Origin of the sequence: Nocardia spumae (genome assembly GCF_020733635.1) — a bacterium.
Lineage (GTDB): Bacteria > Actinomycetota > Actinomycetes > Mycobacteriales > Mycobacteriaceae > Nocardia > Nocardia spumae.
In genome coordinates this window covers 3,174,627-3,198,591 of the sequence record NZ_JAJFZL010000001.1, presented here as the reverse complement: position 1 = coordinate 3,198,591, position 23,965 = coordinate 3,174,627, and the positions used below count along the sequence as shown (strand labels likewise).

The following is a 23,965-nucleotide window of genomic DNA, read 5'->3' as shown; positions in this document are numbered from 1 at the left end:
TTGCGCCGCGCGGGCCGAGATATGTGGCGGGACACGGATTCCGCCTCACTCGGCCGCAGTGGTGTCGTCGTCGGCGAGAATTCGGTAGATCGATCGCCGGGCCTCGGTGAGGACCTCCGCCGCCTTACCGGCCTGCTCGGGTGTACCGGCACGGGCCACCTGGGCGACCGCGCCCATCAGCTGCCCGACCAGCTCGCGCAGATCGAGCGCCTGATCGCCGACGCCCTCACGAACGTCCTGCCAGGGATCACCGAGCTCGTCGCGGTGATCGCGCACGTATTCGGTGCCGGCCTGGGTGAGCTTGGCGGTCTTCCGGCCCGACACCTTCTCGATGATGACCAGCCCCTCGTCCTCGAGCTGGGACAGTGCCGGGTAGATCGATCCGGGGCTGGGACGCCAGATGTCGTCGCTACGCTCGCGGATCCGCTGAATCAGCTCGTATCCGTGCATCGGGCGCTCCTGCACCAGTAGCAGGATCGCCGCGCGGACATCGCCGCGCCGGCCGCGGCCACCGCGGCCGCGTCCCCGGCCCACGTGCCCACCGGGACCGAATCCCGGTCCGAAATCCGGACCGAAGGGGCCGAAACCGTGCGGACCACGCGGATGACGGCGGAACTGTTCGCGCCCACCGCGCTCGTGTGGATCCGGCCGGGGTCCGCGACGACGTCCGCGACCGAATCGGTCCATGTTCTCCATGCTTTCCATGATGTGCCTCCTCAGGCGTTGTCTTACGTTGACGCAATCAACGATATATCGGCAATGCATCTTTGACAAGTATGGGACTCGCCACGTTCGCTCCCCGCTGCACCGGCAGGCCGCCGGCCATGGCGCCCACCAGCGGACATCAGGGCGTTCCGCGCTGCCGACGCGACGATCACCGTCGGTTCGACAGGTGGCCCCGATCAGCGGCCGCGCACCGGAGCGGCGCGGCGGGCAGCCCGCGCCGACCGTCGAATTTGCCCGGCGGCGAGTACCGAGCGGGCGTTCGTCGGCGGCGGACCCGAGGCGCCCTCACGCGGCGAGGGAATCGATCCAACGTTCCAATCGAGCGCCTTCGATCTCCATCAGCTCCGGATCGCGAAAGGTATTGGCGAGCAGGGAAATACCCTGATACGCGGCGATCAGGGCGACGGCCAGTTCGCGCGCGTCGGCGCGCCCCAGCGCCTCGAACTGCCGCTGCGCCCAGTCCAGCAGCACCCCCATCACCTCCGCGAGCTCCCGTTCCACGCCGTCGTCGCGCTTGTCGAGTTCTGCGGCGAGCGTCCCGGAGGGACAACCGAATCGGGCCGCCACCTCACGCTGATCCACCCAGGACCGAACAAGCGCCCGCAGGCGAGCCGCGGGGGTGGATTCGCGATCGAGTTCGGCGAGAAAGAGATCGAGGGTCCGCGCATGGGCTCCGATCGCGGCCCGGATCAACTGATCCTTGGTTTTGAAGTAGTAGTAGACGTTGCCGACCGGCACCTCGGCAGCCTGGGCGATATCCGCGATCGTGGACTTCTCCACCCCTTGCCGATGGAAGACCTCCGCGGCCGCCGTCGCCAGCCGGTCCCGCTTACCGGGCCGAACGTCCGCACCTGAGTTAGTCATACAACTCACTATAGACATCCGGGGCGCACTCCTCTACTGTCGATTCAGTCAGTCAACTAACTCAGGAGTTCGCAATGATCGCAATCACCGGCGCCACCGGCACCATCGGGCGTGTTCTGGTCCGGTCCCTCACCGAGGCCGACGAGAAGGTACTCGCCGTATCCCGCGGCATCGCCGAGGTACCCGACGCGGTGGCGCATCGCCGTGCCGATCTCGCCGATCCACAGCAGCTGGCGACCGCAGTCGAGGGAGCCGAGGCACTGTTTCTGCTGTTCACCGGACCGCAGCTGGTGACCGGACCGGATCCGGCCCACTACCTGGAGGCGGTGCGCCGCGCCGGCGTCGAGCGGGTGGTGCTGTTGTCCTCACAGGTCGCCGGCACCCGCCCGGATCTCGAGTCCCACGCCCGCGGGGCGACATTCGAACGGGCGCTGCGGGAGTCGGGCCTGGAATGGACGATTCTGCGGCCGACCGGATTCTTCTCCAACACCCTGGCGTGGGGAGACAGCGTCCGCGACCAGGACACGGTCTTCGCACCCTTCGCCGATATCGCGCTGCCGACGATCGACCCGGCCGATATCGCGGCGGTGGCGGCCGCCGCGCTGAGCCGGGACGGCCACACCCGGCACGTCTACGAACTGACCGGTCCCGCCGCGATCACGCCGCGCGCACAAGTGGATACCCTCGCACAGGCACTGGGACGGCCACTGCGGCTGGTCGAGCTCACCCGGTCGCAGGCCCGGGAGAACCTGCTGCGTTTCATGCCCCCGGCCGTCGCCGACGGCACCCTCGACATCCTCGGCGAACCGCTGCCTGCCGAACAGGTGCCGGGTACCGATGTGACCACTGTCCTCGGCCGGCCGGCGACCACGTTCGCGGACTGGGTCACGCGCAACCTGGGCGCGTTCGGCTGACCGAGGGCGCCACTACCCGATGTCGACCGGATCGATCTGAACCCGCAGCGGACCGTCCGAGCGATGGCTGCTGCGGATGGTCAGGGCGTCGGCCAGGGATCGCGACAGCACCGATCCCTGGTGTCGGTCGACGCGCAGAATCATGCGTTCGACCTCCGCGGGCGCGGCGTCCCCGGAGAAAGGTGTGCGGGCGCCCGGCGGCAGCGGCACCGGGCCCAGGACCTCCACTCCGTCGGGAAGCACTGTCTCACCGAGCAATTCGCCGATGGTCGAGGTGGTGCCGTCGACGGCGGCCAGCCGGACCGCGGGCGGGAAACGCACCTCGACGCGGGCGGCCAGCTCGTGGCGAGCATGGCCGATCGGATCCCAGCGCACCAGGGCCTGCACGGTCGGCAGTGACGGCTCGGCCATGACCAGCACCTCACCGGCGGCGCGGACGAGGGTGGCCGCCGACATCCAGCGCCGTAGCGCGTCCTCGGCCGCACGTAGATCCGCACGGCCCAGCAGCGCCCAGCCGTCGAGCAGGAGTGCGACCCCGTAACCGCCCGGTACCGGCGGTTCGGCGCCGATCGTCGCGACCACCACCTGGGGTCCCTCGGGCACCGAATCCAGGACCGCCGAGCCGCCGGAGCCTCGGATCGGCACATCGGGAAAGGCCCGGCCCAGCTCCTCGGCGGTCCGCTGGGCACCGATCACCACCGCGCGCAGCACCCGGGATCCGCAACTGCCGCAGCGGAAGGCCGGTTCCACCTTTCCACACCAGCGACAACTCGGGCTCGCGGCCGTCTCGCCGGAGGCCCGGCTTCCCAGCGGAATTCCCGAACCGCCTTCGCGTCCGGCGTTGTCCCCCTTCGTATCTCGCCGTCCCCACGCCCCGGTCTCCGGTAGTGTCAACGGACCGTTGCAGTGGCGGCAGCGGGCGGGTGTGCGGCATTTCGCACACGCCAGCGCCGGAACATATCCGCGCCGGGGAACCTGCACCAACACCGGTTCGCCGGCAGCCAAGGCGCGGCGCGCCGCGGCGAAGGCGGTACCGGGAATCCGGATCGCGCGGGCCATCGGATCGCGCTCCAGGGCGATATCGCTGTCGCCGGGTGCGTGGATGCGCGGGGTCGCGGCACGCAACGTCTGCCGATCGGCGATCAGATCGTGGGCCCACCCGGATTCGACGACCGCCTGCGCTTCCGCGGTACGCGCGAATCCGGCCACCACGAACGCCGCCCCTGTCTCGTGCGCGCGCAGCATGGCGACCTCGCGGGCATGCGGATACGGGGCGCGCGGCTCGGCGTAGGTGTCGTCACCGTCGTCCCACACCGCGATCAACCCCAGATCGCGCGCAGGCGCGAAGACCGCGCTGCGCGTGCCGACCACCACCCGCGCCACGCCGCGCAACGCCGCGAGCCAACGCCGATACCGCGCGGCCGGCCCCAGCCCGGCCGACAGTCCGACAACCGCATCGCCCACCAGCACAGCGCATTCGGCCACCACCCGGTCCAGATCGCGTTGATCGGGAACCATGATGATCGCGCTGCGACCACCCGCGACCGTCGTAGCCGCCAGTTCCGCCAGCCGGCGGGCCCAGTCCTCACCCGGCAGCGCCTGCCAGGCTGCGCGCGGCCCACTCCCCCGCCGCAGCGCGGACAGGAAGGATCCGCCGTGCACATATCCCGACCAATCCGGGAAGTCTTCCGGAATCTCCGGCAGCACAACCGGTTCGGCCTCGGCCGCTTCGGTGCGCGCATGACGCGGTGGAATCGCCAGCCGCAGCACGTCGGCCCGGGTGCCGGCGTAGCGGGCGGCCACCGCGGACACCACGCGCGCGATCTCCGGCGTCAGCACCCGCTCGCCGGAGATCACCCGCTGCAGCGGCACGATCTTTCCGGAATGCGCACTGCGCGTGAGCCGTTCGAGAATGTAGCCGTCGACGAGCCGCCCGGAGAACCGGACCCGAACTCGGACACCGGGCTGGGCGAGCTCGTCCATCTCCGCCGGTACCGCGTAGTCGAAATCACGGTCCAGATGGGCTGGTTCGAGCAGCGGCAGCACCCGCGCGATCGGCTTGTCGAGCCGGACGTGACCGCTCGGCGCCGAACCCGCACGCGACGCGGGGTCCGATCGGCCGGGCAGTTGCGGGTCCGCCGCCTCGGCCTCCTGCGATTCCGGCGAAGCAGCCGCTCCCACAGGGGATTCCGCGGACAATGCCGGTGACGGCGAAGGTCCGGGCACGCACCCGGCGTCCTCCGTCGCGACGGAGGACGCCGTCAGGCTCGCCGCTTCCGCCAAGGCAGGCGCGGACCGGCTCAGAGACCGGCGGCCGCGCGCAACTTGTCGGCGCGGTCGGTGCGCTCCCAGGGCAGGTCCACATCGGTGCGGCCGAAGTGACCGTAGGCGGCGGTCGGCGCGTAGATCGGCCGCAGCAGGTCCAGATCGCGGATGATGGCGCCCGGGCGCAGATCGAAGACCTCGCTGATCGCCTTCGAGATGCGGTCCGGATCGACCTTCTCGGTACCGAAGGTCTCGACGAACAGCCCCACCGGCGCGGCCTTGCCGATCGCGTACGCGACCTGGACCTCGACCCGTTCCGCGAGTTCGGCCGCGACCACATTCTTGGCGACCCAGCGCATGGCGTAGGCGGCCGAGCGGTCCACCTTCGACGGATCCTTACCGGAGAACGCGCCGCCACCGTGGCGGGCCATACCGCCGTAGGTGTCGACGATGATCTTGCGACCGGTCAGACCCGCATCACCCATCGGGCCCCCGAGCACGAACTTGCCGGTCGGGTTGACGAGCAGGCGGATATCGGAGGTGTCGAGCGGGTTGGGCAGCTCCAGATCGGCCAGGACCGAGTCCACGACCTTCTCCCGGATATCGGGAGCCAGCAGGTTGTCGAGGTCGATATCGGCGGCGTGCTGGGTCGACAGCACCACCGTGTCGAGCCGGACCGGCCGGTCACCCTCGTATTCGATGGTGACCTGGGTCTTGCCGTCGGGACGCAGATAGGGCAGCACGCCGGACTTGCGGACCTCGGTCAGCCGCCGCGACAGCCGATGCGCCAGCGCGATCGGCAGCGGCATCAGCTCGGGGGTCTCCTTGGTGGCGTATCCGAACATCAGACCCTGGTCGCCGGCACCCTGACGTTCGATCTCGTCGTCGGACCCACCGACGCGGGCCTCATGGGAATGGTCCACACCCTGGGCGATATCGGGCGACTGGGCGCCGATCGCGACGTTGACGCCGCAGGACGCGCCGTCGAAGCCCTTCGCCGAGGAGTCGTACCCGATCTCGAGCACCTTCTCGCGCACGATGGTGGGGATATCGGCGTAGGCCTCGGTGGTCACCTCACCGGCCACATGCACCTGACCGGTGGTCACCAGGGTCTCGACCGCGACCCGGCTGTGCGGGTCCTGCGAGAGCAGGGCGTCGAGGATGGAATCGCTGATCGCGTCACAGATCTTGTCCGGGTGACCCTCTGTGACGGACTCACTCGTGAATAGCCGGCTACCGGACGTGCGCACAGTTGTTCCCTCTCCCTCAACGGGTTTCTCATGTCGGGATGCGACAGTAGCGGCATCGCGTCACCGCACAACCCTTTACCTCACACTATTCCAAACATTCCCACGGTTGGGCCGCAGACCGCCACCCGGGGTACTTGCCCGCCGGGCCCAGTGCGGCACCGGCCGCGGATATCCTTCCGCTGAGCGGGCCGCGGCATCCCCACCGCGACGGAAAACGGTTGCGGCTCAGCGCAACAGCGGTCCGAGCGCGTCGAGCACCCGGCTCGCCAGCAATGCTTTGGAACCGTGATCCAGCGATTGTTCGGTGCCGTCGGCGCCGAGCAGCCAGCCGTCGTTGTTGTCGACCTCGAACGCTTTGCCGTCGCCGACGGCGTTGACCACCAACAGATCACAACCCTTGCGGGCCAGTTTCGCCCTGGCGTGGGTCAGCACATCACCGTGCTCGTCGCCGGTCTCGGCGGCGAAACCGACGATTGCGGTCTCGGCGAGTTGCCCGTCGCGACGTGCCTGCACCAGTCCGGCGAGGATGTCGCGATTCTTGGTCAACTCGATCGAGTTCGGCTCGTTCGCGCCCTTCTTGATCTTCGCCGCGGCCACATTGGACGGCCGGAAATCGGCGACCGCGGCGGCCATGATGACCGCGTCGGCGCCGACGGAGTGTTTGTCGACCGCTGTACCCATCTGTTCCGCGGTCGTCACGTGCACGACCTCGACCGAGGCCGGCGGCTCCAGGCCGATGGTGTTACCGGCGATCAGCACGACCTGGGCGCCCCGCTGGGCCGCCACCCGGGCCATCGCGTAGCCCTGCTTCCCGGAGCTCCGATTACCCAGGAAACGAACCGGGTCCAGGGGTTCACGGGTGCCACCGGCGGAGACGACGACCCGGCGGCCCTCGAGATCGCGGGGCAGCGCATCGGCGCGTTCGAGCAGCAGCGAGGCCAGCGTGAAGATCTCCTCGGGCTCCGGCAGCCGGCCCGGGCCGGTATCGGCACCGGTCAGGCGCCCGGAGGCCGGCTCCATCACGGTGGAGCCGTGCGCGCGTAGCGCGGCGACATTGGCCTTCGTGGCGGGATGCTCCCACATCTCGGTGTGCATGGCGGGAGCGAACAACACCGGACATCGCGCGGTGAGCAGCGTGGCGGTGAGCAGGTCGTCGGCGCGGCCGGACGCCGCGCGCGCCATCAGGTCGGCGGTCGCGGGCGCGATCACCACCAGATCGGCCTCCTGGCCGATGCGTACGTGCGGCACCTCGGGCACATCGGCGAAGACGCCGGTGTTCACCGGATTGCCCGACAGCGCCTCGAAGGTGGCCTTACCGACGAACTGCAGCGCGGACTCGGTGGGAATGACCCGGACATCGTGCCCGGTCTCGGTGAACTTGCGCACCAGCGAGCACGCCTTGTAGGCGGCGATGCCGCCGCCCACGCCGACAACGATTCGCATCTGAATCAAGCCTCTTCGTCCGGTGGAGGGGCGGCGACTGCGCCGATGGCGGTCCTCGCGGCGCCCTCCGGGGTTACGCGGGCCGCCGCCTCCGGGCCCGTCGCGAGCACCGTGGCGGGGGTGTCACTCGCCCTCGGTGTGTTCCAGCAGGTCCGAGTGGATCTCGCGCATCGCCACCGACAGCGGCTTCTCCTGCAGACCCGGCTCCACCAGCGGACCCACGTACTCGAGGATGCCGTCGCCGAGCTGGTTGTAGTAGTCGTTGATCTGACGCGCCCGCTTCGCGGCGTAGATGACCAGCGCGTACTTGGACGACGTGCGCGCGAGCAACTCGTCGATCGGCGGGTTGGTGAGGCCGACCGGGGTGTCGTAGGCGGGCACGGTCTTGATGTCGCTCACTGAGGAGGCTCCTGCGGGTCGATGGGGAGTTGCGGTTCGGGACGTGCGCGCGGATCGCCCGCGCTCATCTCGATTTTGTGCTAACGAACAACGATACCAACTGCTCACATGCCGTTGTCACGTCGTCGTTCACGATCACGATGTCGAACTCGTCACAGGCGGCGAGTTCGGTCCGCGCGGTGGCCAGCCTGCGCTCGATCACCTCGGGTGATTCGGTACCGCGGCCGGTGAGCCGGGCGACGAGTTCGTCCCAGCTGGGCGGGGCCAGAAAGACCAGCAGTGCCTCGGGCATCGCCGCTCGTACCGAGCGGGCGCCGGCGAGGTCCACTTCCACCAGAACCGGTTTCCCGGCGGCGAGAGCCGCCTTCACCGGTGCGGCCGGGGTTCCCGACCGTTGCAGGCCGCCGTGGATATCGGCCCATTCGAGGAGTTCGCCGTCTTCGATCATGGCGTCGAAGTCGGCACGGGTCACGAACCGGTAGTCACGGCCGTCGACCTCACCGGGCCGAGGGGCCCGGGTGGTGGCCGACACACTGAAAACCAGTTCCGGCAGTCGTTCCCGGACACAACGGACCACGGTGGACTTGCCTACGGCCGAGGGGCCGACCAGTACAACCAGCCGACCCTTCTGAGTGTGTTCGACCACCCTCGGATCAGGCTTCGAAGTCGAACTTCGCCAGCAGCGCCTTACGCTGCCGGTCGCCCAGGCCCCGCAGTCGGCGGGTCGGCGCGATCTCCAGCTCGCTCATGATCTCGGCCGCCTTGACCTTGCCGACCTTGGGCAGGGCCTCCAGCAGCGCGGATACCTTCATCTTGCCGAGGACCTCATCGGTCTCGGCGTCCTTCAGGACCGTCTTCAGGTCAGTGCCGCCACGCTTCAAGCGCTCCTTGAGCTCTGCCCGAGCGCGGCGAGCGGCAGCCGCCTTCTCCAAAGCAGCGGCGCGCTGCTCGTCAGTCAGCTGGGGAAGGGCCACGGTTCCTCCGTCTCATCGTTCATTGCTAGATCTACCTCCGGTAACCCGGTGGTCTCAGCGACCGTACCCACGCGGCTCGCCGATTGCGAACCCACCCCCCAGGTCAGCGCCCGATTCGAGCATTCGGCGCCGTTCCCGGGCCGGTCGGAGCATGGAATCGGCCCGGTGGCCGAGACCACGTGAGCGAATCCACAAGCAGGCCCGTGGCCTGCGGTTTTCGCGATCCCGCCGGGTTCGGCGAGGGAATCGCACCCGACCGGAAGCGGCCGTAACCGACCCGTAATCGCGCGACCTGGAACTTTCTGAAAATTCTCCGCGTGTCGCACATTTTCGCATCTGCGTGTCGCGTTTCGGTCGCCTCGGATGGCTCCGTCCGCAACGAGTCGGCGACGAACTGGAACGGCCCGTAGCGGGTCCCGGAATGGCCGCTGAGCCGGAAAAATACGAGGGTGTAACTCCATGCGCGCACGACGGATCCGCGGCGCGCGAACGGGCCGCTGACACAAACCGAACGGTCGCCACGCAGTGCGTGGCGACCGGGACTTCGAGCGCGAAGGATCAGGACTGCAGGAAGGCGAACTCGTCGGCGAGCTTGAGCATCTTCGTACGCATCGCGGCGACCGACGGACCGCAATCGAGGAGCTCCCGCGAGACGTTGGGCACCACGGAGGCCAGCTGCCCGGCCGGGATCAACGCGCGAATCGTTTCCGGTCCCCCGCCCTGCGCACCCACACCGGGCATCAGGATCGGACCGTTGAGCTTGCTCACATCCACGGGTTCGGTGAGGGTCGCGCCGACCACGACGCCCACCGAGCCGTACTCGGCCCCGGCGTTGCACGCGGCCGCCTCGTCGATCATGAGCTGGGCGACACTGCGACCGTCGGGCGCGGTGATGCGCTGCAGCTGGGCGGCCTCCGGATTGGAGGTGGCGGCCAGGACGAACACCCCGCGCCCGGCGGCCCGCACGGCGTCGAGCGCGGGTGCCAGCGAGCCGAATCCGAGGTACGGCGATACCGTCACCGCATCGCTGGCCAGCGGGCCGTCACCCAGCCAAGCGCGGGTGTAGGCGGCCATCGTCGATCCGATATCCCCGCGTTTGGCGTCGGCCAGGACCAGCGTGCCGGCGGACCGCAGTGCGGCGATGATGTCCTCGAGGACGACGATCCCGCCGGATCCGTACTCCTCGAAGAACGCCACCTGCGGCTTCACCAGCGCCACCCGGCCCGCGAATACCTCGACGCAGGTGTCCGCGAACCGTTTCAGGCCCTCGACGTTCTCACCGAGTCCCCACGCGCGCAGGAGTTGCGGATGTGGATCGATGCCGGCGCACAGCGGGCCCAACCGGCCCATCGCCAGCGCCAGTCGTTCGCCGAACGGCGTCACCGGCTCGCTCCGGCACCCGCCAGCTCGTCACCCGAATGCGCCGGCGGAGGCGCGTCGTCGCCGCCCTCGGGCGGGCACCCCTCGGCGCCGGCGAGGACCTCGTCGGCCCGTGCGAGGACCTCGTCCGCGCGGGCCAGGAGCGCGTCGGTCAGCGCCTCGGCGTCGACCTCGTCCGGATCCGGCGCCGGCTTCCGGCCCATCGGCGGAATCGCCCGGAAACCGACGGTGCTGTAGCCGCCGACCTTGCGCATCCGGCGGATGTCGCCGCCACCGGGCGGCGCGACCTCCCCGGCGACGAAACCTCGCGTCCGCCGAGACGCCGCCCGGCCCGCTCCCGGGGGCCGGACTCCCGCACCGAAACCGATGGCTCCCACGGTCTCCCTCTCTCTCAGCCGCGCAATACGGCGTGCAGCTCCTGCAATGAGCGCACCCCGATACCGCCGTTGATGGTTGCTTCGATGCCCTGTACGGCCGCGGCCGCACCCTGCACCGTGGTGATGCACGGAATATTGGCGCCCACTGCCGCGGTACGAATTTCGTAGCCGTCGACGCGGGGCCCGGAGTTACCGTATGGCGTGTTGAACACGATGTCGATCTCACCGTCCTTGATCTGATCGACAATCGACGGCGTCGGCGCGGTGTCCTCGCGCCCCTCCGCCGGCTCCGGCTCCGAGTGCTTGCGCACTCGTTCACACGGAATTCCGTTGCGCCGCAACATCTCCGCGGTGCCCTCGGTGGCCAGGATCCGGAATCCCAGATCGTGCAGACGCTTGACCGGGAAGACCATCGCGCGCTTGTCACGATTGGCTATCGACACGAACACCGTGCCCTCGGTCGGCAGCGAGCCGTAGGCCGCGGACTGACTCTTGGCGAAGGCCGTACCGAAATCGGTGTCGATACCCATCACCTCACCGGTGGACTTCATCTCCGGCGAGAGCAGCGAATCCACACCGGTCCCGTCCGGGCGGCGGAAGCGGTGGAACTGCAGTACCGCTTCCTTGACCGCGACCGGGGCGTCCATCGGCGCGTGCCCGCCGTCGCCCTCGGCCGGCAGGATGCCCTCCTTGCGCAGCTGGGCGATGCTGGTGCCCAGCATGACCCGCGCGGCGGCCTTGGCCAGCTGCACGCCGGTGGCCTTGGATACGAACGGAACCGTCCGGCTGGCACGCGGATTGGCCTCGAGCACGTACAGCACATCGTCCTTGAGGGCGTACTGCACGTTCAGCAGGCCCTTGACCCCGATGCCCTTGGCCAGCGCCGCGGTCGAGCGGCGCACCGACTCGATATCGCTGCGCCCCAAGGTGATCGGCGGCAGCGCGCAGGCCGAGTCACCGGAGTGGATACCGGCCTCCTCGATATGCTCCATGACCCCGCCGAGGTAGACCTCCTCGCCGTCGCACAGGGCGTCGACGTCGATCTCGATGGCGTCTTCGAGGAAGCGGTCGACCAGCACCGGATGTTCGGGGCTCAGTTCGGTGGCGCGGGAGATGTAGCCCTCGAGTGAGGACTCGTCGTAGACGATCTCCATACCGCGCCCGCCCAGCACATAGGACGGGCGGACCAACACCGGATATCCGATTCCGGCCGCGATCTCCTTGGCCTGCTCGAATGTCGTGGCGGTGCCGTACTTGGGCGCGGGCAGACCGGCCGCGACCAGCACGCGTCCGAATTCGCCGCGGTCCTCGGCCAGGTCGATCGCCTCCGCGGAAGTTCCGACCACCGGCACCCCGGCGTCGGTGAGCCGCTGCGCCAGACCCAGCGGCGTCTGTCCGCCCAGCTGCACGATCACACCGGCGACCCGGCCCGACTCCGATTCCGAGTGGTACACCTCGAGGACGTCCTCGAAGGTCAGCGGCTCGAAGTAGAGGCGATCGGCGGTGTCGTAGTCGGTGGACACCGTCTCCGGGTTGCAGTTGACCATGACGGTCTCGTAGCCGGCCTCCGACAGCGTCTGCGCCGCGTGCACACACGAGTAGTCGAATTCGATGCCCTGGCCGATGCGATTGGGACCGGATCCGAGGATGATCACCTTCTCGCGATCGGGCTGCGGGGCCACCTCGGACTCGGCGGCGGGATCGAGTTCGTAGGTCGAGTAGTGGTACGGGGTCTTGGCCTCGAATTCGGCCGCGCAGGTGTCCACGGTCTTGTACACCGGCCGGATGCCGAGCCGGTGCCGCAGCTCACGAACGCCGTTCTCCCCGGCCAGCTCCGGCCGCAGCACCGAGATCTGACGATCGGACAGGCCGTTGTACTTGGCGTAGCGCAGCAGTGCCTCGTCGAGTACCGGCGCCTGCGCGATCTCCTCGCGCAGTTCGACCAGTCCGGCGATCTCCGCGACGAACCACGGGTCGATGCCGGAGGCGTCGGCGACCTTCTCGATGCTCGCACCCAGCCGCAACGCCCGCTCCACCTGGTAGAGCCGGCCCTCGGTGGGCACTCGCAGATCCGCGAGGATCTCCTCGGTGTCGGTCCAGCGCCCGTCGGGCTGGGTCCAGAAGCCCGTGGCCTTCGTCTCGAGCGAGCGCAGCACCTTGCCCAGGGCCTCGGAGAAGTTGCGGCCCAGGCTCATCGCCTCACCGACGGACTTCATCGTGGTGGTCAGGGTCGGGTCGGCGCCCGGGAACTTCTCGAACGCGAATCGCGGCGCCTTGACCACGACATAGTCCAGGGTCGGCTCGAAACAGGCCGGGGTCTCCTTGGTGATGTCGTTGACGATCTCGTCGAGGGTGTAGCCGATCGCCAGCTTCGCCGCGATCTTCGCGATCGGGAAGCCGGTCGCCTTCGACGCCAGCGCCGACGACCGCGAGACGCGCGGATTCATCTCGATGACGATCAGGCGGCCGTCGCGCGGATCGACCGCGAACTGGATGTTGCAGCCGCCCGTGTCGACGCCGACCTCGCGCAGGATCGCGATACCCAGATCGCGCATCTTCTGGTACTCGCGGTCGGTGAGGGTCATGGCCGGGGCGACGGTCACCGAGTCACCGGTGTGCACGCCCATCGGGTCCACGTTCTCGATCGAGCAGACGATGACCACGTTGTCGCGGCCGTCGCGCATCAGCTCGAGCTCGTATTCCTTCCAGCCCAGGATGGACTCCTCGATGAGGACGTTCGCGGTCGGCGAGGCGGCCAGTCCGCCGCCGGCGATGCGATCGAGATCATCGTCGTTGTAGGCCATACCGGAGCCCAGGCCACCCATGGTGAACGACGGCCGCACGACGACCGGGAAGCCGAGTTCGGCGACGGTCTCGCGGACCTCGTCCATGGTGTAGCAGACCTTGGACCGCGCGGACTCGCCACCGACCTTGGCGACGATGTCCTTGAACTTCTGCCGGTCCTCACCGCGCTGGATGGCCTCGAAGTCGGCGCCGATCAGTTCGACGCCGTACTTGTCGAGGACGCCGTTCTCGTGCAGGGCGACCGCGGTGTTCAGCGCCGTCTGGCCCCCCAGGGTGGCCAGAACAGCATCGATCGGCACGCCCTTTGCCTTCTGGGCGGCGATGACCTTCTCGACGAATTCCCACGTGATCGGCTCGACGTAGGTGGAGTCGGCGAATTCCGGGTCGGTCATGATCGTGGCCGGGTTGGAGTTCACCAGCGAAACCCGCAGGCCCTCCGACCGCAGCACCCGGCACGCCTGGGTACCGGAGTAGTCGAATTCGCAGGCCTGTCCGATGACGATCGGGCCCGAGCCGATCACCAGGATGTGGTGCAGGTCGTTACGACGTGGCATCAGGCTTCCTCCATCAAACCCGCGAAGCGGTCGAACAGATAGGCGGCATCGTGCGGTCCGGCGGCGGCCTCCGGGTGGTACTGCACCGAGAACGCGCGGCCGTCCACCAGGCGCACGCCCTCGACGGTGCCGTCGTTGGCACAGGTGTGGCTGACCTCGGCGGCGCCGAACGGGGTGTCGAACCGCTGGCCCGCCTCCCCCTCGAGGGCGAAGCCGTGGTTCTGCGCGGTGATCGAGATCGCGCCGGTGCTGTGGTCGACGACCGGGACATTGATACCGCGGTGGCCGAACTTCATCTTGTAGGTGCCCAGGCCCAGCGCGCGGCCCAGGATCTGGTTGCCGAAGCAGATTCCGAACAACGGAAGCCCTTCGCCCAGCACGGCTTTGGTGAGTTCCACCGCACCGTCCTGGGTGGCCGGGTCGCCGGGGCCGTTGGACAGGAACACGCCGTCGGGCTTCAGTTCCTTGATCCGGTCCAGCGTCACCCCCGACGGGACCACGTGCACCCGCATCCCACGCTCGGCGAACATGCGCGGCGTGTTGGTCTTGATACCGAGGTCGACGGCGACCACGGTGAACCGGTGCTCACCCACGGGCTCGATGGTGTACAGACCCTCGGTGGACACCTCCCGGGCCAGATCGGCGCCGAGCATCGACGGTTGATCGGCGACCCGGCCCAGCAGTTCCTCGGCCGAGGCGGCCGCGGCGTCACCGCTGAAGATGCCCGCCTTCATCGATCCGCGGGTGCGCAGATGACGCACCAGCGCGCGGGTGTCGATCCCGGCGATCCCGACCACGTGCTGGCGTTCGAGCTCCTCCTGCAGAGTGGTCGTGGCCCGCCAGTTCGAGGCCCGCTTCGCGGGGTCACGCACCGCGTAGCCGGCCACCCAGATCCGGCCGGATTCGTCGTCCTCGTCGTTCCAGCCGGTGTTGCCGATCTGTGGGGCGGTCGCCACCACGATCTGGCGGTGGTAACTGGGGTCGGTCAGGGTCTCCTGATAGCCCGTCATCGCGGTGCAGAACACCGCCTCGCCGAGCGTCTGCCCCTCGGCGCCGAACCGCCGGCCTCGGAACACCTTTCCGTCCTCGAGCACCATCACCGCGGCGCGGTCGCTCATTCGTTCACCTCGTCTTCCGTCGCCGCGCCGGACTTCCCGGTCGCGGATGTGGCCGTCCAGGCCGGATACACCGTCTTGTCGTCACCGCGGAACCCGGTATCCACCTCGGTTCCGGTCGGCAGTTTCCAGCGAATAACCAGCACACCATTGTCGGTCATCACCTTGCCCGCGTGGCCACGTTCGGTGCGGACCGCGGTGATCGACTCCTGCGGAATCCAGATCACCTCCGCACCGTCGCGCTCCAGCAGAATCCCCCGCTCGAATCGAGTCAGCTCCGCCGTGGCCCGGAACCCCAGATCTCCGACCACGATCCGGTTCTGCCAGCTCGGCGCGAGCGTGGTCCCCGTATAGAGGCCGGTGGTCGGCTCGAGCACCTGAGCACCCAGATCGCCGGGCACCCGCGGCAACTCCCCGACCGAGGACGCCTGCTTGCGCGCCCGCTCGACCCACGATCGGTACATCAGCCACAGCAGCAGTACGAACAGGGCCGCCAGCCCGATCACCCACAGCGCTCGCTCCATTACGGTCCCACTCTCCCCGCCAGGGCGGTGTTCGCCTTACCGTCGCGGGAGGTGATCCGCCCGCGCAGCACAGTGGCGGTGACCTTGGCGGGCAGGGTCATCGCCTCGTAGGGGGTATTGCCGGAGATGCTGGCGAGTTCGGTGGCCCGCACCGTCCACGAGGTATCCGGGTCGACCAGCGTCAGGTTGGCCGGTTCACCGACCGCGATCGGGCGGCCCTGATCGTCGAGTCCGGCGATGCGGGCCGGATTCTCACTCATCACCCGCGCCACACCACGCCAGTCGAGCAGTCCTGGAGCCACCAAGGTCTCCACGACGATCGACAGCGCGGTCTCCAGACCGAGCATGCCCGGACGGGCGGCGGCGAACTCGCAGCACTTCTCCTGTTCGGCATGGGGCGCGTGGTCGGTGGCGACGCAGTCGATCACCCCCTCGGCGATCGCCCGGCGCAGCGCCTGGGCGTCACCGGCCTCACGCAGCGGAGGGTTGACCTTGTTCACCGCGTCGTAGGTCTCGAGCCGGGAGTCGTCGAGCAGCAAGTGATGCGGGGTCACCTCGGCGGTGATCGAAATTCCTTGTCCCTTGGCCCATTTCACCAGCTCGACGGTGCCGGCGGTGGAGGCGTGGCAGATGTGCACGCGAGCGCCGGCGTCGCGGGCCAGCAGTGCGTCGCGCGCCACGATCGACTCCTCGGCCGCGCGCGGCCAGCCCGCCAGGCCCAGCCGGGCGGCGTTCGGACCCTCGTGCGCGATCGCGCCCTCGGTCAGCCGCGGCTCCTCGGCATGCTGGGCGATCAGCACATCCAGCGATTTCGCGTACTCCAGCGCCCGCCGCATGATCAGCGGGTCGTAGACGCATTTGCCGTCGTCGGAGAAGACCCGCACCCGCGCCTCACCGGCGGCCATGGTGCCCATCTCGGCCAGCTGCTTGCCCGCCAGCCCGACCGTCACCGCGCCGACCGGGTGGACGTCGACCAGGCCGACCTCCCGCCCGCGCCGCCACACGTGGTCGGTCACCACCGCCGTATCGGCGACCGGATCGGTGTTGGCCATCGCGAACACCGCGGTGTAGCCGCCCAATGCCGCTGCGGCCGAACCCGATTCGATGGTCTCGGTATCCTCGCGACCGGGTTCGCGCAGATGGGTGTGCAGATCGACGAAGCCGGGCAGCAGGATGTGACCGCCCGCGTCGAGCACCTCGGCGTCCGCCGCGACGGGCACCCCGTCGACCGCGGCCGCACCGGAATCCGCCGCGCCCAGCGCGACGATGACACCGTCACGGACCAGCACGTCCACGGGCTCGCCCTCACCGTAGGGCCGAACACCTCGGATGACCAGATCGCTCACGCGCCCTCACCTTCCCGATCGAAACCAAAGCCACGCACGCGGTGCCGAGACACACGAGCGAGGACTCGCGTGATCACATACGCCGCCGCCATCGGCCCCGACCCGCTCACGCGACCGCCTCCCCGGCGCCGACGAGCAGCCGGAACAGCACCGCCATCCGCATGTGCACACCATTGGTGACCTGCTGCAGTACCGCGGCCCGGGGCGAATCGGCCACCGCCGCGGAGATTTCCATACCGCGCAGCATCGGCCCCGGATGCAGGACCACGGCATCGTTGTCGAGCAGCGCCATGCGCCGCTCGTTGAGCCCGTAAGCGATCGAGTACTCGCGCGCCGACGGGAAGAAGCCACCGTTCATCCGCTCGGCCTGCACCCGCAGCATCATCACCGCGTCCGCGCCGGGCAGCGCCGCGTCCAGTGAATGCGAGACCTGAACCGGCCACTGCTCGACCCCGACCGGCAACAGCGTGCGCGGTGCGACCAGCACGACCTCGGCACCCAGGATGTCGAGCAGGAACGCGTTCGAGCGAGCCACGCGGCTGTGCAGGATATCGCCGACGATGACGACGCGCTTACCGGCCAGATCGCCCAGACGCTGACGCAGGGTCAGCGCGTCCAGCAGCGCCTGAGTGGGATGTTCGTGCATACCGTCACCGGCGTTGATCACCGCCGGACCGGTGCCGGTGTAACCACCCGCTCCGGCGTCCAGCTCACCGAACCACCGGGCGATCTGATGGGCCGCACCCGAGGCGGGATGCCGCACGATCAGCGCGTCGGCGCCGGCCGCGTGCAGGGTCAGCGCGGTGTCGCGCAGCGATTCCCCCTTGGACACCGAGGAACTCGACGCGCTGACATTGATCACGTCGGCGCTCATCCACTTGCCCGCGACCTCGAACGAGACCCGGGTGCGGGTGGAATTCTCGAAGAACACCGTCATCACCGTGCGCCCACGCAACGTGGGCAGTTTGCGCACCTCGCGGCCGAGCAGCGCCTGTTCGAAACGCTGTGCGTCGTCGAGCAGTTCGGTGGCGGTGGCGCGGTCGAGGTCGGTAACCGACAGCAGATGCCTCACCGCTGCTCCCCCTGATGTAGATAGACCCCGTCGTGGCCGTCGTGTTCGGTCAGCAACACCGAGACGTCCTCGCTACGGGACGTGGGTACGTTCTTGCCGACGTAGTCGGCGCGGATGGGCAGTTCGCGATGTCCGCGGTCGACCAGCACCGCCAGCTGCACCGCGCGCGGGCGTCCCAGGTCCCGCAGACCGTCCAGCGCGGAACGGACGCTGCGGCCGGAGAACAGGACGTCGTCGACCAGGACCACCAGCGCGTCGTCGATACCGCCCTCGGGCACCGAGGTCCGCTCGAGCGGACGGTGCGGGCGATTGCGTAGATCGTCGCGGTACAGGGTGATATCCAGCGAACCGAGTGCGGGTCGCACCCCGCTGAACTCCTCGATGCGCTCGGTCAGCCGAGCCGCGAGCGTGGTGCCGCGGGTCGGGATTCCGATGAGAACCACCCGGGCAGCCTCCGGATCGGCGGAATCCAGGGCGGTCTTCTCGATGATCTGATGCGCCATGCGCGCGATCGTGCGGCCGACATCGGACGCCGACAGCAGCTCGCGGCCGGCCTCGACCCAATCGGGGTCGTGCCGCTGCGAATATTCGGCAGCACTCGACCTGGCGGCCCGGTCCTCGGGCACAGCCATGCCGACCTCCTTCCCCGCCTCGCCGGACGGTCCGTTAAAGGATGTCTTGTCGATGCCAGAGCCTAGCAGCGGCGCCCGGCGCCCCCAGCGGCGGGGGTCCCGCTGTGAGCCCCGCCACCTGCGAAGATGTCCGCGCATGATCCGCCCGGTCGTCTCGGTCACCGGACCATTTCATACAGCGTAAACCGAATGTGGGATGCTCGAAGGCGTGAGCAACGAAGCCGACTTCACCGAACCTCGCCGGATCTCCTTCCGGGGCCACGGCGGAATCACCCTGTCCGGGGAGAGCTGGGGACCGGCCGACGGCCCGCTGGCGGTCTTCCTGCACGGCGGCGGTCAGACCCGGCACTCCTGGAAGGAGTCCGGGGCCGCGCTGGCCAAGGTGGGGATGCACGCGATCCTGCTCGACGCTCGCGGACACGGCGAGAGCGACTGGGCACCCGGCGGCGACTATTCGCGCGAGGCGATGACCGCCGATCTGCTCGGCATCCTCGCCGAACTGGATCGGCCGGCCATCGTGGTCGGCGCGAGCATGGGCGGCCTGACCGCCCTACTGGCGACCGCGCGACCTGGACACGAGCGGATCGCCGGACTCGTACTGGTCGATGTCGTGCCGCGCCCCGAGCACAAGGGGGTCGAGCGCGTGCTCAACTTCCTCGGCGGCAACCCCGAGGGGTTCGCCTCACTCGACGAGGCCGCGGACGCGGTCGCGGAATATCTGCCACACCGCCCCCGCCCGCGCAATCCGGACGGTCTGCGCCGCAATCTCCGCCGGCGCGAGGACGGCCGGTGGTACTGGCACTGGGATCCGGCGATGATGTCGAGCCGCCCCGAGGACATCGAACTGCAGACCAGCGACCTCGAGGACGCCGCGCGGGCCCTGGACATCCCGGTACTGCTGGTGCGGGGGCGACTGTCGGATGTGGTCAGCGAACAGGGTGTCGCGGATTTCCGGGCCCTGGTCCCGCAGCTGGAGTACGTCGAGATCACCGGCGCCGCACACACGGCCGCCAGTGACGTCAACGACGAATTCTCCGATGCGGTGGTCGATTTCGTACGCGCCCACCTCACCGGCAGGTCCTGACACTCGGCGGGCCACACACGCCCACACCGGCCGATGCTTGAACATATGTTCGATAGAACGTAGATTCGAACGCATGTCCGCACCGCTGCAACAATCGCTGCTCGACGGCTTCGGCGAGGTCGAGGTGGGGACGCTGACCGGACTTCGCCGGACCGGGCTCACCGACGGCGCGTGGGTGGATCTGTTGCCGGGCTGGCTGCGCGGCGCCGACGAACTGTTCGACCGCCTCGCCACCCGGGTGCCGTGGCGTACCGATCGGCGCCCGATGTACGACCGCGTGGTCGATGTGCCGCGGCTGCTGCGCTCCTACGGCGAACACGAGCCGTGGCCGGATCCGATCCTGCCGCGGGCCCGCACGGCGCTGAGCGAGCATTACGGCCCCGAACTGGGCGAACCGTTCCGGACGGCGGGCCTGTGCTACTACCGCGACGGTAACGACAGCGTCGCCTGGCACGGCGATACCGGCGGTCGCGGCGCCACCCACGACACCATGGTCGCCATCGTTTCGATCGGCGCCCCGCGCGCACTGCTGCTGCGCCCACGCGGCGGTGGCGCGAGCATCCGGTATCACCTCGGCCACGGCGATCTGATCGTGATGGGCGGATCGTGCCAGCGCACCTGGGAACACGCCGTACCGAAGACGCGCCGCCCGGTGGGCCCGAGGATCAGTATCCAGTTCCGCCCCCGCGGCGTGCACTGATATCTCGCGGACTCCCCTGCCGTTGGCACCGGGCTGTCACCCGGCCCCGCTACATTGGGCCGATGAACTCGATCGGGGCGGGAATCCTGGCGGCCATGCCGTTGCACACGCTCAGCGATGTGCACGGCGAGAGCGGCCTGCGGCAGCGACTACTACTGGAATCGGAACGCAAACTTCCCGATCCCGAACGGGTTTCGGCCGCACTCGATTTCGCCGCCGATCTCCATCGCGACGACACCTACGGCCGCGAACCGTATCTCAATCATCTGCTGCGGGTCGCCATCCGCATCGTCAGTCACTACGAGGTCCACGACACCGATCTCGTACTGGCGGGTCTGCTGCACGATGCCGTCGAAGATCACGCATCCGAACTCGCCGCTCGGCACGGCACCGTTCCCTCGGCCGCTCCCGATGACCAGACGGCGGCCGCCCTCGCGCTGCTGAGCGAGCAGTTCGGCACGCGAGTGGCGAATCTTGTCGCGGCGGTGACCAACCCGGCCCGCGAACCCGGCGAGGACCGCCATATCCGGTACCGCGAACATGTCGCCGCGTCACTCGAACGCGACCCATGGGCCAGGGTGGTGAAGATCTCGGACTTCACCGACAACGGTGTGGGCATCCTCTATGCCGACCAGCAAGCCGTCATGTACAAGCTCGCGACCAAATACCGGCCCCTGACCGGCGTCTACCGGGATCTGATCACCCGGGCGGACACACCGCTGGCCGCACATGTCAAGCAACACATCCTCGACCAACTCGATACCGCGGATACGCGCTTCGACGCCATTCTGGCCGGCGAGGACGACTGAGCGGGCTCAGGCCCGCTCGCGACGCAGGACGAAGAAGTACGGGTCGTCCATACCGCGCATATCCATCACACCGAGCAGAGTGTCGTCGTCCACGCGCCGGAAGATGTCGATGATCGGCAGGTGGTCGTAGATCATCGCCGCACCGACCTTGCCGCGGTACTCGATATCGCGCAGGCGCGCACGCCCGCGCCCGGTCCGCAGCAGCGGGCGCAACGCCGGCAGCATGCGCCGGGCCGCACGGAATCCGGCCGTCGGAAACCAGCCCGCGAGACCGAGCGGCACGCGGCGCGGGTCGACCCCGAACACCTGCCCGTCGGGACCCGCGAACAGCAGCGGCTGAACCTCGTCGGGTGAGTCGAATTGCTTTCCGTACCAGCCGGATTCCACGAGCACCCCGGCCCAGGGATGTCCGGTGTCCAGCTCGGCGCCGGTCCAGCGGCCGGTGATGATCTCCGACACCGCGACCGCGGGCAAGCTGTCGTACAACTGCCAGGCCTGTTCCACCGTCGCGCGTCCCGCGCTCAGCTCCGCCAGGCGAGCCGTACCGGCCCCAGCCATCCCTGCCTCCTCGATATCGTGCGAGCGTTCGCGTCGGAAGGATGTCACAGATCCCGGCGGCGGTCCTCAACACCTCCGGCCACGAAAACGCACTTTCGGCCAGAGGTGACGCAGACCACACCGCTCCCCCTGGACCTCGAGTGCGGTTGAGGAACAAGACTCGTCCACAGATCGGTCACCCGGCCGATCCTCCGGATCGCCCGATCCGGCCGCGCCCCTGCCGCCCACGTACACCCGGGCAGGGGCGCACCTTCTCCCCCGTGCCCGGGACCGGCCGCAACTAGGCTCGGCGATTATGCAGCCCAGCCTGGCCCCCGACGTCGCGGCCGCCAACGACCTCACCCGAAAATGGTGCGCGGCCGCCGGTTCCGGCGATTTCGTCCTGTCCGGCTGCGGCGTATGGCCGCTGCTCGCCTTGCTCGCACCGGTCGCGGCCGAGCCGACTCGCACCGAACTCGCCACGGCGGCCGGAGTTTCGGCGGATTCGGCGCATCCGGCCGCGCGCACCCTCCTCGCGCGCATCGAGGGCGCCGACGCGGTCCGCACCGCGCTCGGCGTATGGGTTCGTGACGGCATCGCGTTGGACGACAACTGGATTCGCTCACTGCCTCCGGCGACGGTGGCCGCACTGCGCGGCCGCGCCGATCTCGACGAGTGGGCGGTGCGGCACACCGATGGTCTCATCGACCGATTTCCGGTCGAGATCGACGGATCCGCCGCACTGGCCGTGGCCACCGCGGTCGTCGCGCGGACACCGTGGACCAGCGCCTTCTACGCCGACGTCCTCGAGCCGGCCACCGGCCCCTGGCGCGGCCATCGGGGACCGGCCTTGGCGCGATACGACACCGCGCTCGGCAATGCCGCGCTGCTGACCGCCGAGACACCGATGACCCGGGTGGTGGTGCGCGGCGCCGCCGATCTCGATGTGCATCTGCTGCTCGGCCCGGATGCACCCGCGCCGGGGACACCCGCCACGGTGCTCGCCGCGGGCCTGGACGCACTCGACGGATCGGTCGAGACCCGGCCGATCACACTCGCCAGCACCGGTCCCGGTCTACTCGTCCGGGAGGTGACCGCGATCGGCGACGCGCTACGGGTCCAGTTGCCGCCGTTCGACATCCGGTCGGCACACGACCTCCTCGAGGTCCCGGCGCTGTTCGGGCTGCGTACCGCCACCGTCACGACCGGCAATCGATTTCCCGGACTGTCGCCCACACCGCTGGCGCTCAGCGGCGCCGGCCAGCACGTCCGCGCTCGCTTCACCGCCGAGGGGTTCGATGCCGCGGCGGTCAGCGCCGTCGTCATGGCTCCCACCGGCATGCCACCGAAGCCCACCCGCAGCATCGAGGTCGCGGTGAGCTTCGATCGCCCGTTCGGATTCCTCGCCGTGCATCGCCCCACCGGACTGGTGATCGTGGCCGGCTGGGTCGCGACACCCGGATCGTGAACCTTCGCGCCGCCTCGCGGGCCGGCACCGACGCCCCCGCGACCACCGGTGCGGTCGCGGGACCGCTGATCACCGGGTGACCACCGACTCCACCAGCTGGCGGACCGCATGCCGCAAGCGCTCGGCCTCCCCCTCGCGCACCGCCGTGACCGCGTAGTCGGTGCCCAGGATCCCGAACAGCAGCCCGCCGACCGCCGCGGCGTCGAGATCGGGCCGCGCCTCCTCCAACAGCGAGGTGATGTGGGTGGCCCAGGCGGAATGGAATTCGGAGGTGCGCGGATGCGGGGGGACGCTGCGGTAGGCGGCGGCCATCAACTCGACATTCGCGGCCATCATCGAGGTCATCGCATCGAAGAACGCCAGCAGCCGGTCCGCCGCCGCGGCGCCGGGACCGAGCGGCGGAGGCCCGTCGGCGATCCGGGCCAGCAGTGATTCGGCGGGTTCGGCGACCATCGCCTGCAGCAGCCCCGCGCGAGATCCGAAGCGGTGGAACACCGTTCCCTTTCCGACCCCGGCGGTCGCGGCGACCCGCTCCATGGTGACCGCATCGGCGCCGCCCTCGGCCAGCAGTGTGCGCGTCGCGTCGAGTATCGCGCGGCGGTTGCGTGCCGCATCGGCTCGTTCTCTGCGCTGCTCGGCCACGGTATCTCCGATTTCGTTGACAAAGTTGACCGTCGGTCCATATCCTATCGAGGATATCTGGACCATCGGTCAACTTATGAGGTTG

At 69.1% G+C, this 23,965-nt stretch carries 23 protein-coding genes; 5 read left to right on the top strand and 18 right to left on the bottom strand.

Annotated features, from left to right (window positions below):
* Positions 1–45: 45 nt before the first annotated feature.
* Together LKD76_RS14220 and LKD76_RS14215 are read right to left on the bottom strand one after the other, a co-directional pair.
* Positions 46–705 (bottom strand): PadR family transcriptional regulator, encoded by a 660-nt coding sequence (locus LKD76_RS14220; protein ID WP_227981802.1) that lies wholly within the window; start codon positions 703–705, stop codon positions 46–48.
* A 306-nt stretch (positions 706–1,011) separates the two neighbouring features.
* Positions 1,012–1,590 carry a TetR/AcrR family transcriptional regulator gene (locus tag LKD76_RS14215; protein ID WP_227981801.1) on the bottom strand — a complete coding sequence of 193 codons (579 nt, stop codon included), beginning with the start codon at positions 1,588–1,590 and terminating at the stop codon, positions 1,012–1,014.
* Positions 1,591–1,664: 74 nt separating this feature from the next.
* On the opposite strand from LKD76_RS14215, the gene LKD76_RS14210 reads away from it, so the two are divergent.
* On the top strand, positions 1,665–2,504 hold the full coding sequence (locus LKD76_RS14210) for an NAD(P)H-binding protein (protein WP_227981800.1): 840 nt from the start codon (positions 1,665–1,667) through the stop codon (positions 2,502–2,504).
* A gap of 12 nt (positions 2,505–2,516) precedes the next feature.
* On the opposite strand, the gene LKD76_RS14205 is transcribed toward LKD76_RS14210, so the two are convergent.
* The 14 genes from LKD76_RS14205 to pyrR all read right to left on the bottom strand — a co-directional run bounded on the left by LKD76_RS14205 (position 2,517) and on the right by pyrR (position 18,640).
* Entirely contained in the window at positions 2,517–4,550 is a 2,034-nt protein-coding gene (locus LKD76_RS14205) for a primosomal protein N' (RefSeq protein WP_227985244.1), read from the bottom strand.
* 254 nt (positions 4,551–4,804) lie between these two features.
* Positions 4,805–6,019 (bottom strand): methionine adenosyltransferase, encoded by a 1,215-nt coding sequence (metK, locus tag LKD76_RS14200; protein WP_227981799.1) that lies wholly within the window; start codon positions 6,017–6,019, stop codon positions 4,805–4,807.
* Between the two features lie 225 nt (positions 6,020–6,244).
* Entirely contained in the window at positions 6,245–7,462 is a 1,218-nt protein-coding gene (gene coaBC / locus LKD76_RS14195) for a bifunctional phosphopantothenoylcysteine decarboxylase/phosphopantothenate--cysteine ligase CoaBC (RefSeq protein ID WP_227981798.1), read from the bottom strand.
* A 123-nt stretch (positions 7,463–7,585) separates the two neighbouring features.
* Positions 7,586–7,861 carry a DNA-directed RNA polymerase subunit omega gene (rpoZ, locus tag LKD76_RS14190; protein ID WP_227981797.1) on the bottom strand — a complete coding sequence of 92 codons (276 nt, stop codon included), beginning with the start codon at positions 7,859–7,861 and terminating at the stop codon, positions 7,586–7,588.
* A gap of 64 nt (positions 7,862–7,925) precedes the next feature.
* Positions 7,926–8,507, bottom strand: coding sequence for a guanylate kinase (gene gmk, locus LKD76_RS14185; RefSeq protein ID WP_227981796.1), 582 nt, complete (start codon positions 8,505–8,507; stop codon positions 7,926–7,928).
* 7 nt (positions 8,508–8,514) lie between these two features.
* Positions 8,515–8,835 (bottom strand): integration host factor, actinobacterial type, encoded by a 321-nt coding sequence (gene mihF / locus LKD76_RS14180; protein ID WP_030513994.1) that lies wholly within the window; start codon positions 8,833–8,835, stop codon positions 8,515–8,517.
* 558 nt (positions 8,836–9,393) lie between these two features.
* Complete coding sequence (pyrF, locus tag LKD76_RS14175; protein WP_227981795.1) at positions 9,394–10,218, bottom strand: orotidine-5'-phosphate decarboxylase; 825 nt, start codon at positions 10,216–10,218, stop codon at positions 9,394–9,396.
* Positions 10,215–10,592 (bottom strand): hypothetical protein, encoded by a 378-nt coding sequence (locus LKD76_RS14170; RefSeq protein WP_227981794.1) that lies wholly within the window; start codon positions 10,590–10,592, stop codon positions 10,215–10,217. Before LKD76_RS14170 ends, pyrF begins: the two co-directional genes overlap by 4 nt.
* 14 nt (positions 10,593–10,606) lie before the next feature.
* Positions 10,607–13,951, bottom strand: coding sequence for a carbamoyl-phosphate synthase large subunit (gene carB / locus LKD76_RS14165; protein WP_227981793.1), 3,345 nt, complete (start codon positions 13,949–13,951; stop codon positions 10,607–10,609).
* Positions 13,951–15,069 carry a glutamine-hydrolyzing carbamoyl-phosphate synthase small subunit gene (gene carA / locus LKD76_RS14160; RefSeq protein ID WP_227981792.1) on the bottom strand — a complete coding sequence of 373 codons (1,119 nt, stop codon included), beginning with the start codon at positions 15,067–15,069 and terminating at the stop codon, positions 13,951–13,953. Before carA ends, carB begins: the two co-directional genes overlap by 1 nt.
* Entirely contained in the window at positions 15,066–15,590 is a 525-nt protein-coding gene (locus LKD76_RS14155; protein ID WP_227981791.1) for a PH-like domain-containing protein, read from the bottom strand. Before LKD76_RS14155 ends, carA begins: the two co-directional genes overlap by 4 nt.
* Entirely contained in the window at positions 15,590–16,936 is a 1,347-nt protein-coding gene (locus LKD76_RS14150; protein WP_227981790.1) for a dihydroorotase, read from the bottom strand. Before LKD76_RS14150 ends, LKD76_RS14155 begins: the two co-directional genes overlap by 1 nt.
* Before the next feature lie 106 nt (positions 16,937–17,042).
* Entirely contained in the window at positions 17,043–18,008 is a 966-nt protein-coding gene (locus LKD76_RS14145) for an aspartate carbamoyltransferase catalytic subunit (protein WP_227981789.1), read from the bottom strand.
* Positions 18,005–18,640, bottom strand: coding sequence for a bifunctional pyr operon transcriptional regulator/uracil phosphoribosyltransferase PyrR (gene pyrR / locus LKD76_RS14140; RefSeq protein ID WP_227981788.1), 636 nt, complete (start codon positions 18,638–18,640; stop codon positions 18,005–18,007). The genes LKD76_RS14145 and pyrR overlap by 4 nt, the downstream gene beginning before the upstream one ends.
* Before the next feature lie 196 nt (positions 18,641–18,836).
* Here pyrR and LKD76_RS14135 point away from each other — a divergent pair, with 196 nt between their 5' ends.
* From LKD76_RS14135 to LKD76_RS14125, 3 genes are all read left to right on the top strand, one after another.
* The gene (locus tag LKD76_RS14135; protein ID WP_227981787.1) at positions 18,837–19,724 is read left to right on the top strand and encodes an alpha/beta fold hydrolase; all 888 of its coding nucleotides are present in this window, start codon (positions 18,837–18,839) and stop codon (positions 19,722–19,724) included.
* 73 nt (positions 19,725–19,797) lie between these two features.
* Positions 19,798–20,424: an alpha-ketoglutarate-dependent dioxygenase AlkB gene (locus tag LKD76_RS14130; RefSeq protein ID WP_227981786.1), complete on the top strand. Its 627-nt coding sequence runs from the start codon at positions 19,798–19,800 to the stop codon at positions 20,422–20,424.
* A gap of 62 nt (positions 20,425–20,486) precedes the next feature.
* Positions 20,487–21,233 carry an HD domain-containing protein gene (locus tag LKD76_RS14125; RefSeq protein ID WP_227981785.1) on the top strand — a complete coding sequence of 249 codons (747 nt, stop codon included), beginning with the start codon at positions 20,487–20,489 and terminating at the stop codon, positions 21,231–21,233.
* 6 nt (positions 21,234–21,239) lie between these two features.
* On the opposite strand, the gene LKD76_RS14120 is transcribed toward LKD76_RS14125, so the two are convergent.
* Entirely contained in the window at positions 21,240–21,791 is a 552-nt protein-coding gene (locus LKD76_RS14120; protein ID WP_227981784.1) for a DUF4334 domain-containing protein, read from the bottom strand.
* 295 nt (positions 21,792–22,086) lie between these two features.
* Here LKD76_RS14120 and LKD76_RS14115 point away from each other — a divergent pair, with 295 nt between their 5' ends.
* Positions 22,087–23,238, top strand: coding sequence for a serpin family protein (locus tag LKD76_RS14115; RefSeq protein ID WP_227981783.1), 1,152 nt, complete (start codon positions 22,087–22,089; stop codon positions 23,236–23,238).
* A gap of 69 nt (positions 23,239–23,307) precedes the next feature.
* Here LKD76_RS14115 and LKD76_RS14110 read toward each other — a convergent pair whose 3' ends face one another.
* Positions 23,308–23,880: a TetR/AcrR family transcriptional regulator gene (locus LKD76_RS14110; RefSeq protein ID WP_227981782.1), complete on the bottom strand. Its 573-nt coding sequence runs from the start codon at positions 23,878–23,880 to the stop codon at positions 23,308–23,310.
* Between the last annotated feature and the right edge of the window lie 85 nt (positions 23,881–23,965).

What these genes read in the sequence shown, in the direction of transcription:
- LKD76_RS14220 (WP_227981802.1), bottom strand. Translation starts at nt 705, where the DNA reads ATGGAAAGCATGGAGAACATGGACCGATTCGGTCGCGGACGTCGTCGC.
- LKD76_RS14215 (WP_227981801.1), bottom strand. Translation starts at nt 1,590, where the DNA reads ATGACTAACTCAGGTGCGGACGTTCGGCCCGGTAAGCGGGACCGGCTG.
- LKD76_RS14210 (WP_227981800.1), top strand. Translation starts at nt 1,665, where the DNA reads ATGATCGCAATCACCGGCGCCACCGGCACCATCGGGCGTGTTCTGGTC.
- coaBC (WP_227981798.1), bottom strand. Translation starts at nt 7,462, where the DNA reads ATGCGAATCGTTGTCGGCGTGGGCGGCGGCATCGCCGCCTACAAGGCG.
- carB (WP_227981793.1), bottom strand. Translation starts at nt 13,951, where the DNA reads ATGCCACGTCGTAACGACCTGCACCACATCCTGGTGATCGGCTCGGGC.
- carA (WP_227981792.1), bottom strand. Translation starts at nt 15,069, where the DNA reads ATGAGCGACCGCGCCGCGGTGATGGTGCTCGAGGACGGAAAGGTGTTC.
- LKD76_RS14155 (WP_227981791.1), bottom strand. Translation starts at nt 15,590, where the DNA reads ATGGAGCGAGCGCTGTGGGTGATCGGGCTGGCGGCCCTGTTCGTACTG.
- pyrR (WP_227981788.1), bottom strand. Translation starts at nt 18,640, where the DNA reads ATGGCTGTGCCCGAGGACCGGGCCGCCAGGTCGAGTGCTGCCGAATAT.
- LKD76_RS14135 (WP_227981787.1), top strand. Translation starts at nt 18,837, where the DNA reads ATGCTCGAAGGCGTGAGCAACGAAGCCGACTTCACCGAACCTCGCCGG.
- LKD76_RS14130 (WP_227981786.1), top strand. Translation starts at nt 19,798, where the DNA reads ATGTCCGCACCGCTGCAACAATCGCTGCTCGACGGCTTCGGCGAGGTC.
- LKD76_RS14125 (WP_227981785.1), top strand. Translation starts at nt 20,487, where the DNA reads ATGAACTCGATCGGGGCGGGAATCCTGGCGGCCATGCCGTTGCACACG.
- LKD76_RS14120 (WP_227981784.1), bottom strand. Translation starts at nt 21,791, where the DNA reads ATGGCTGGGGCCGGTACGGCTCGCCTGGCGGAGCTGAGCGCGGGACGC.
- LKD76_RS14115 (WP_227981783.1), top strand. Translation starts at nt 22,087, where the DNA reads ATGCAGCCCAGCCTGGCCCCCGACGTCGCGGCCGCCAACGACCTCACC.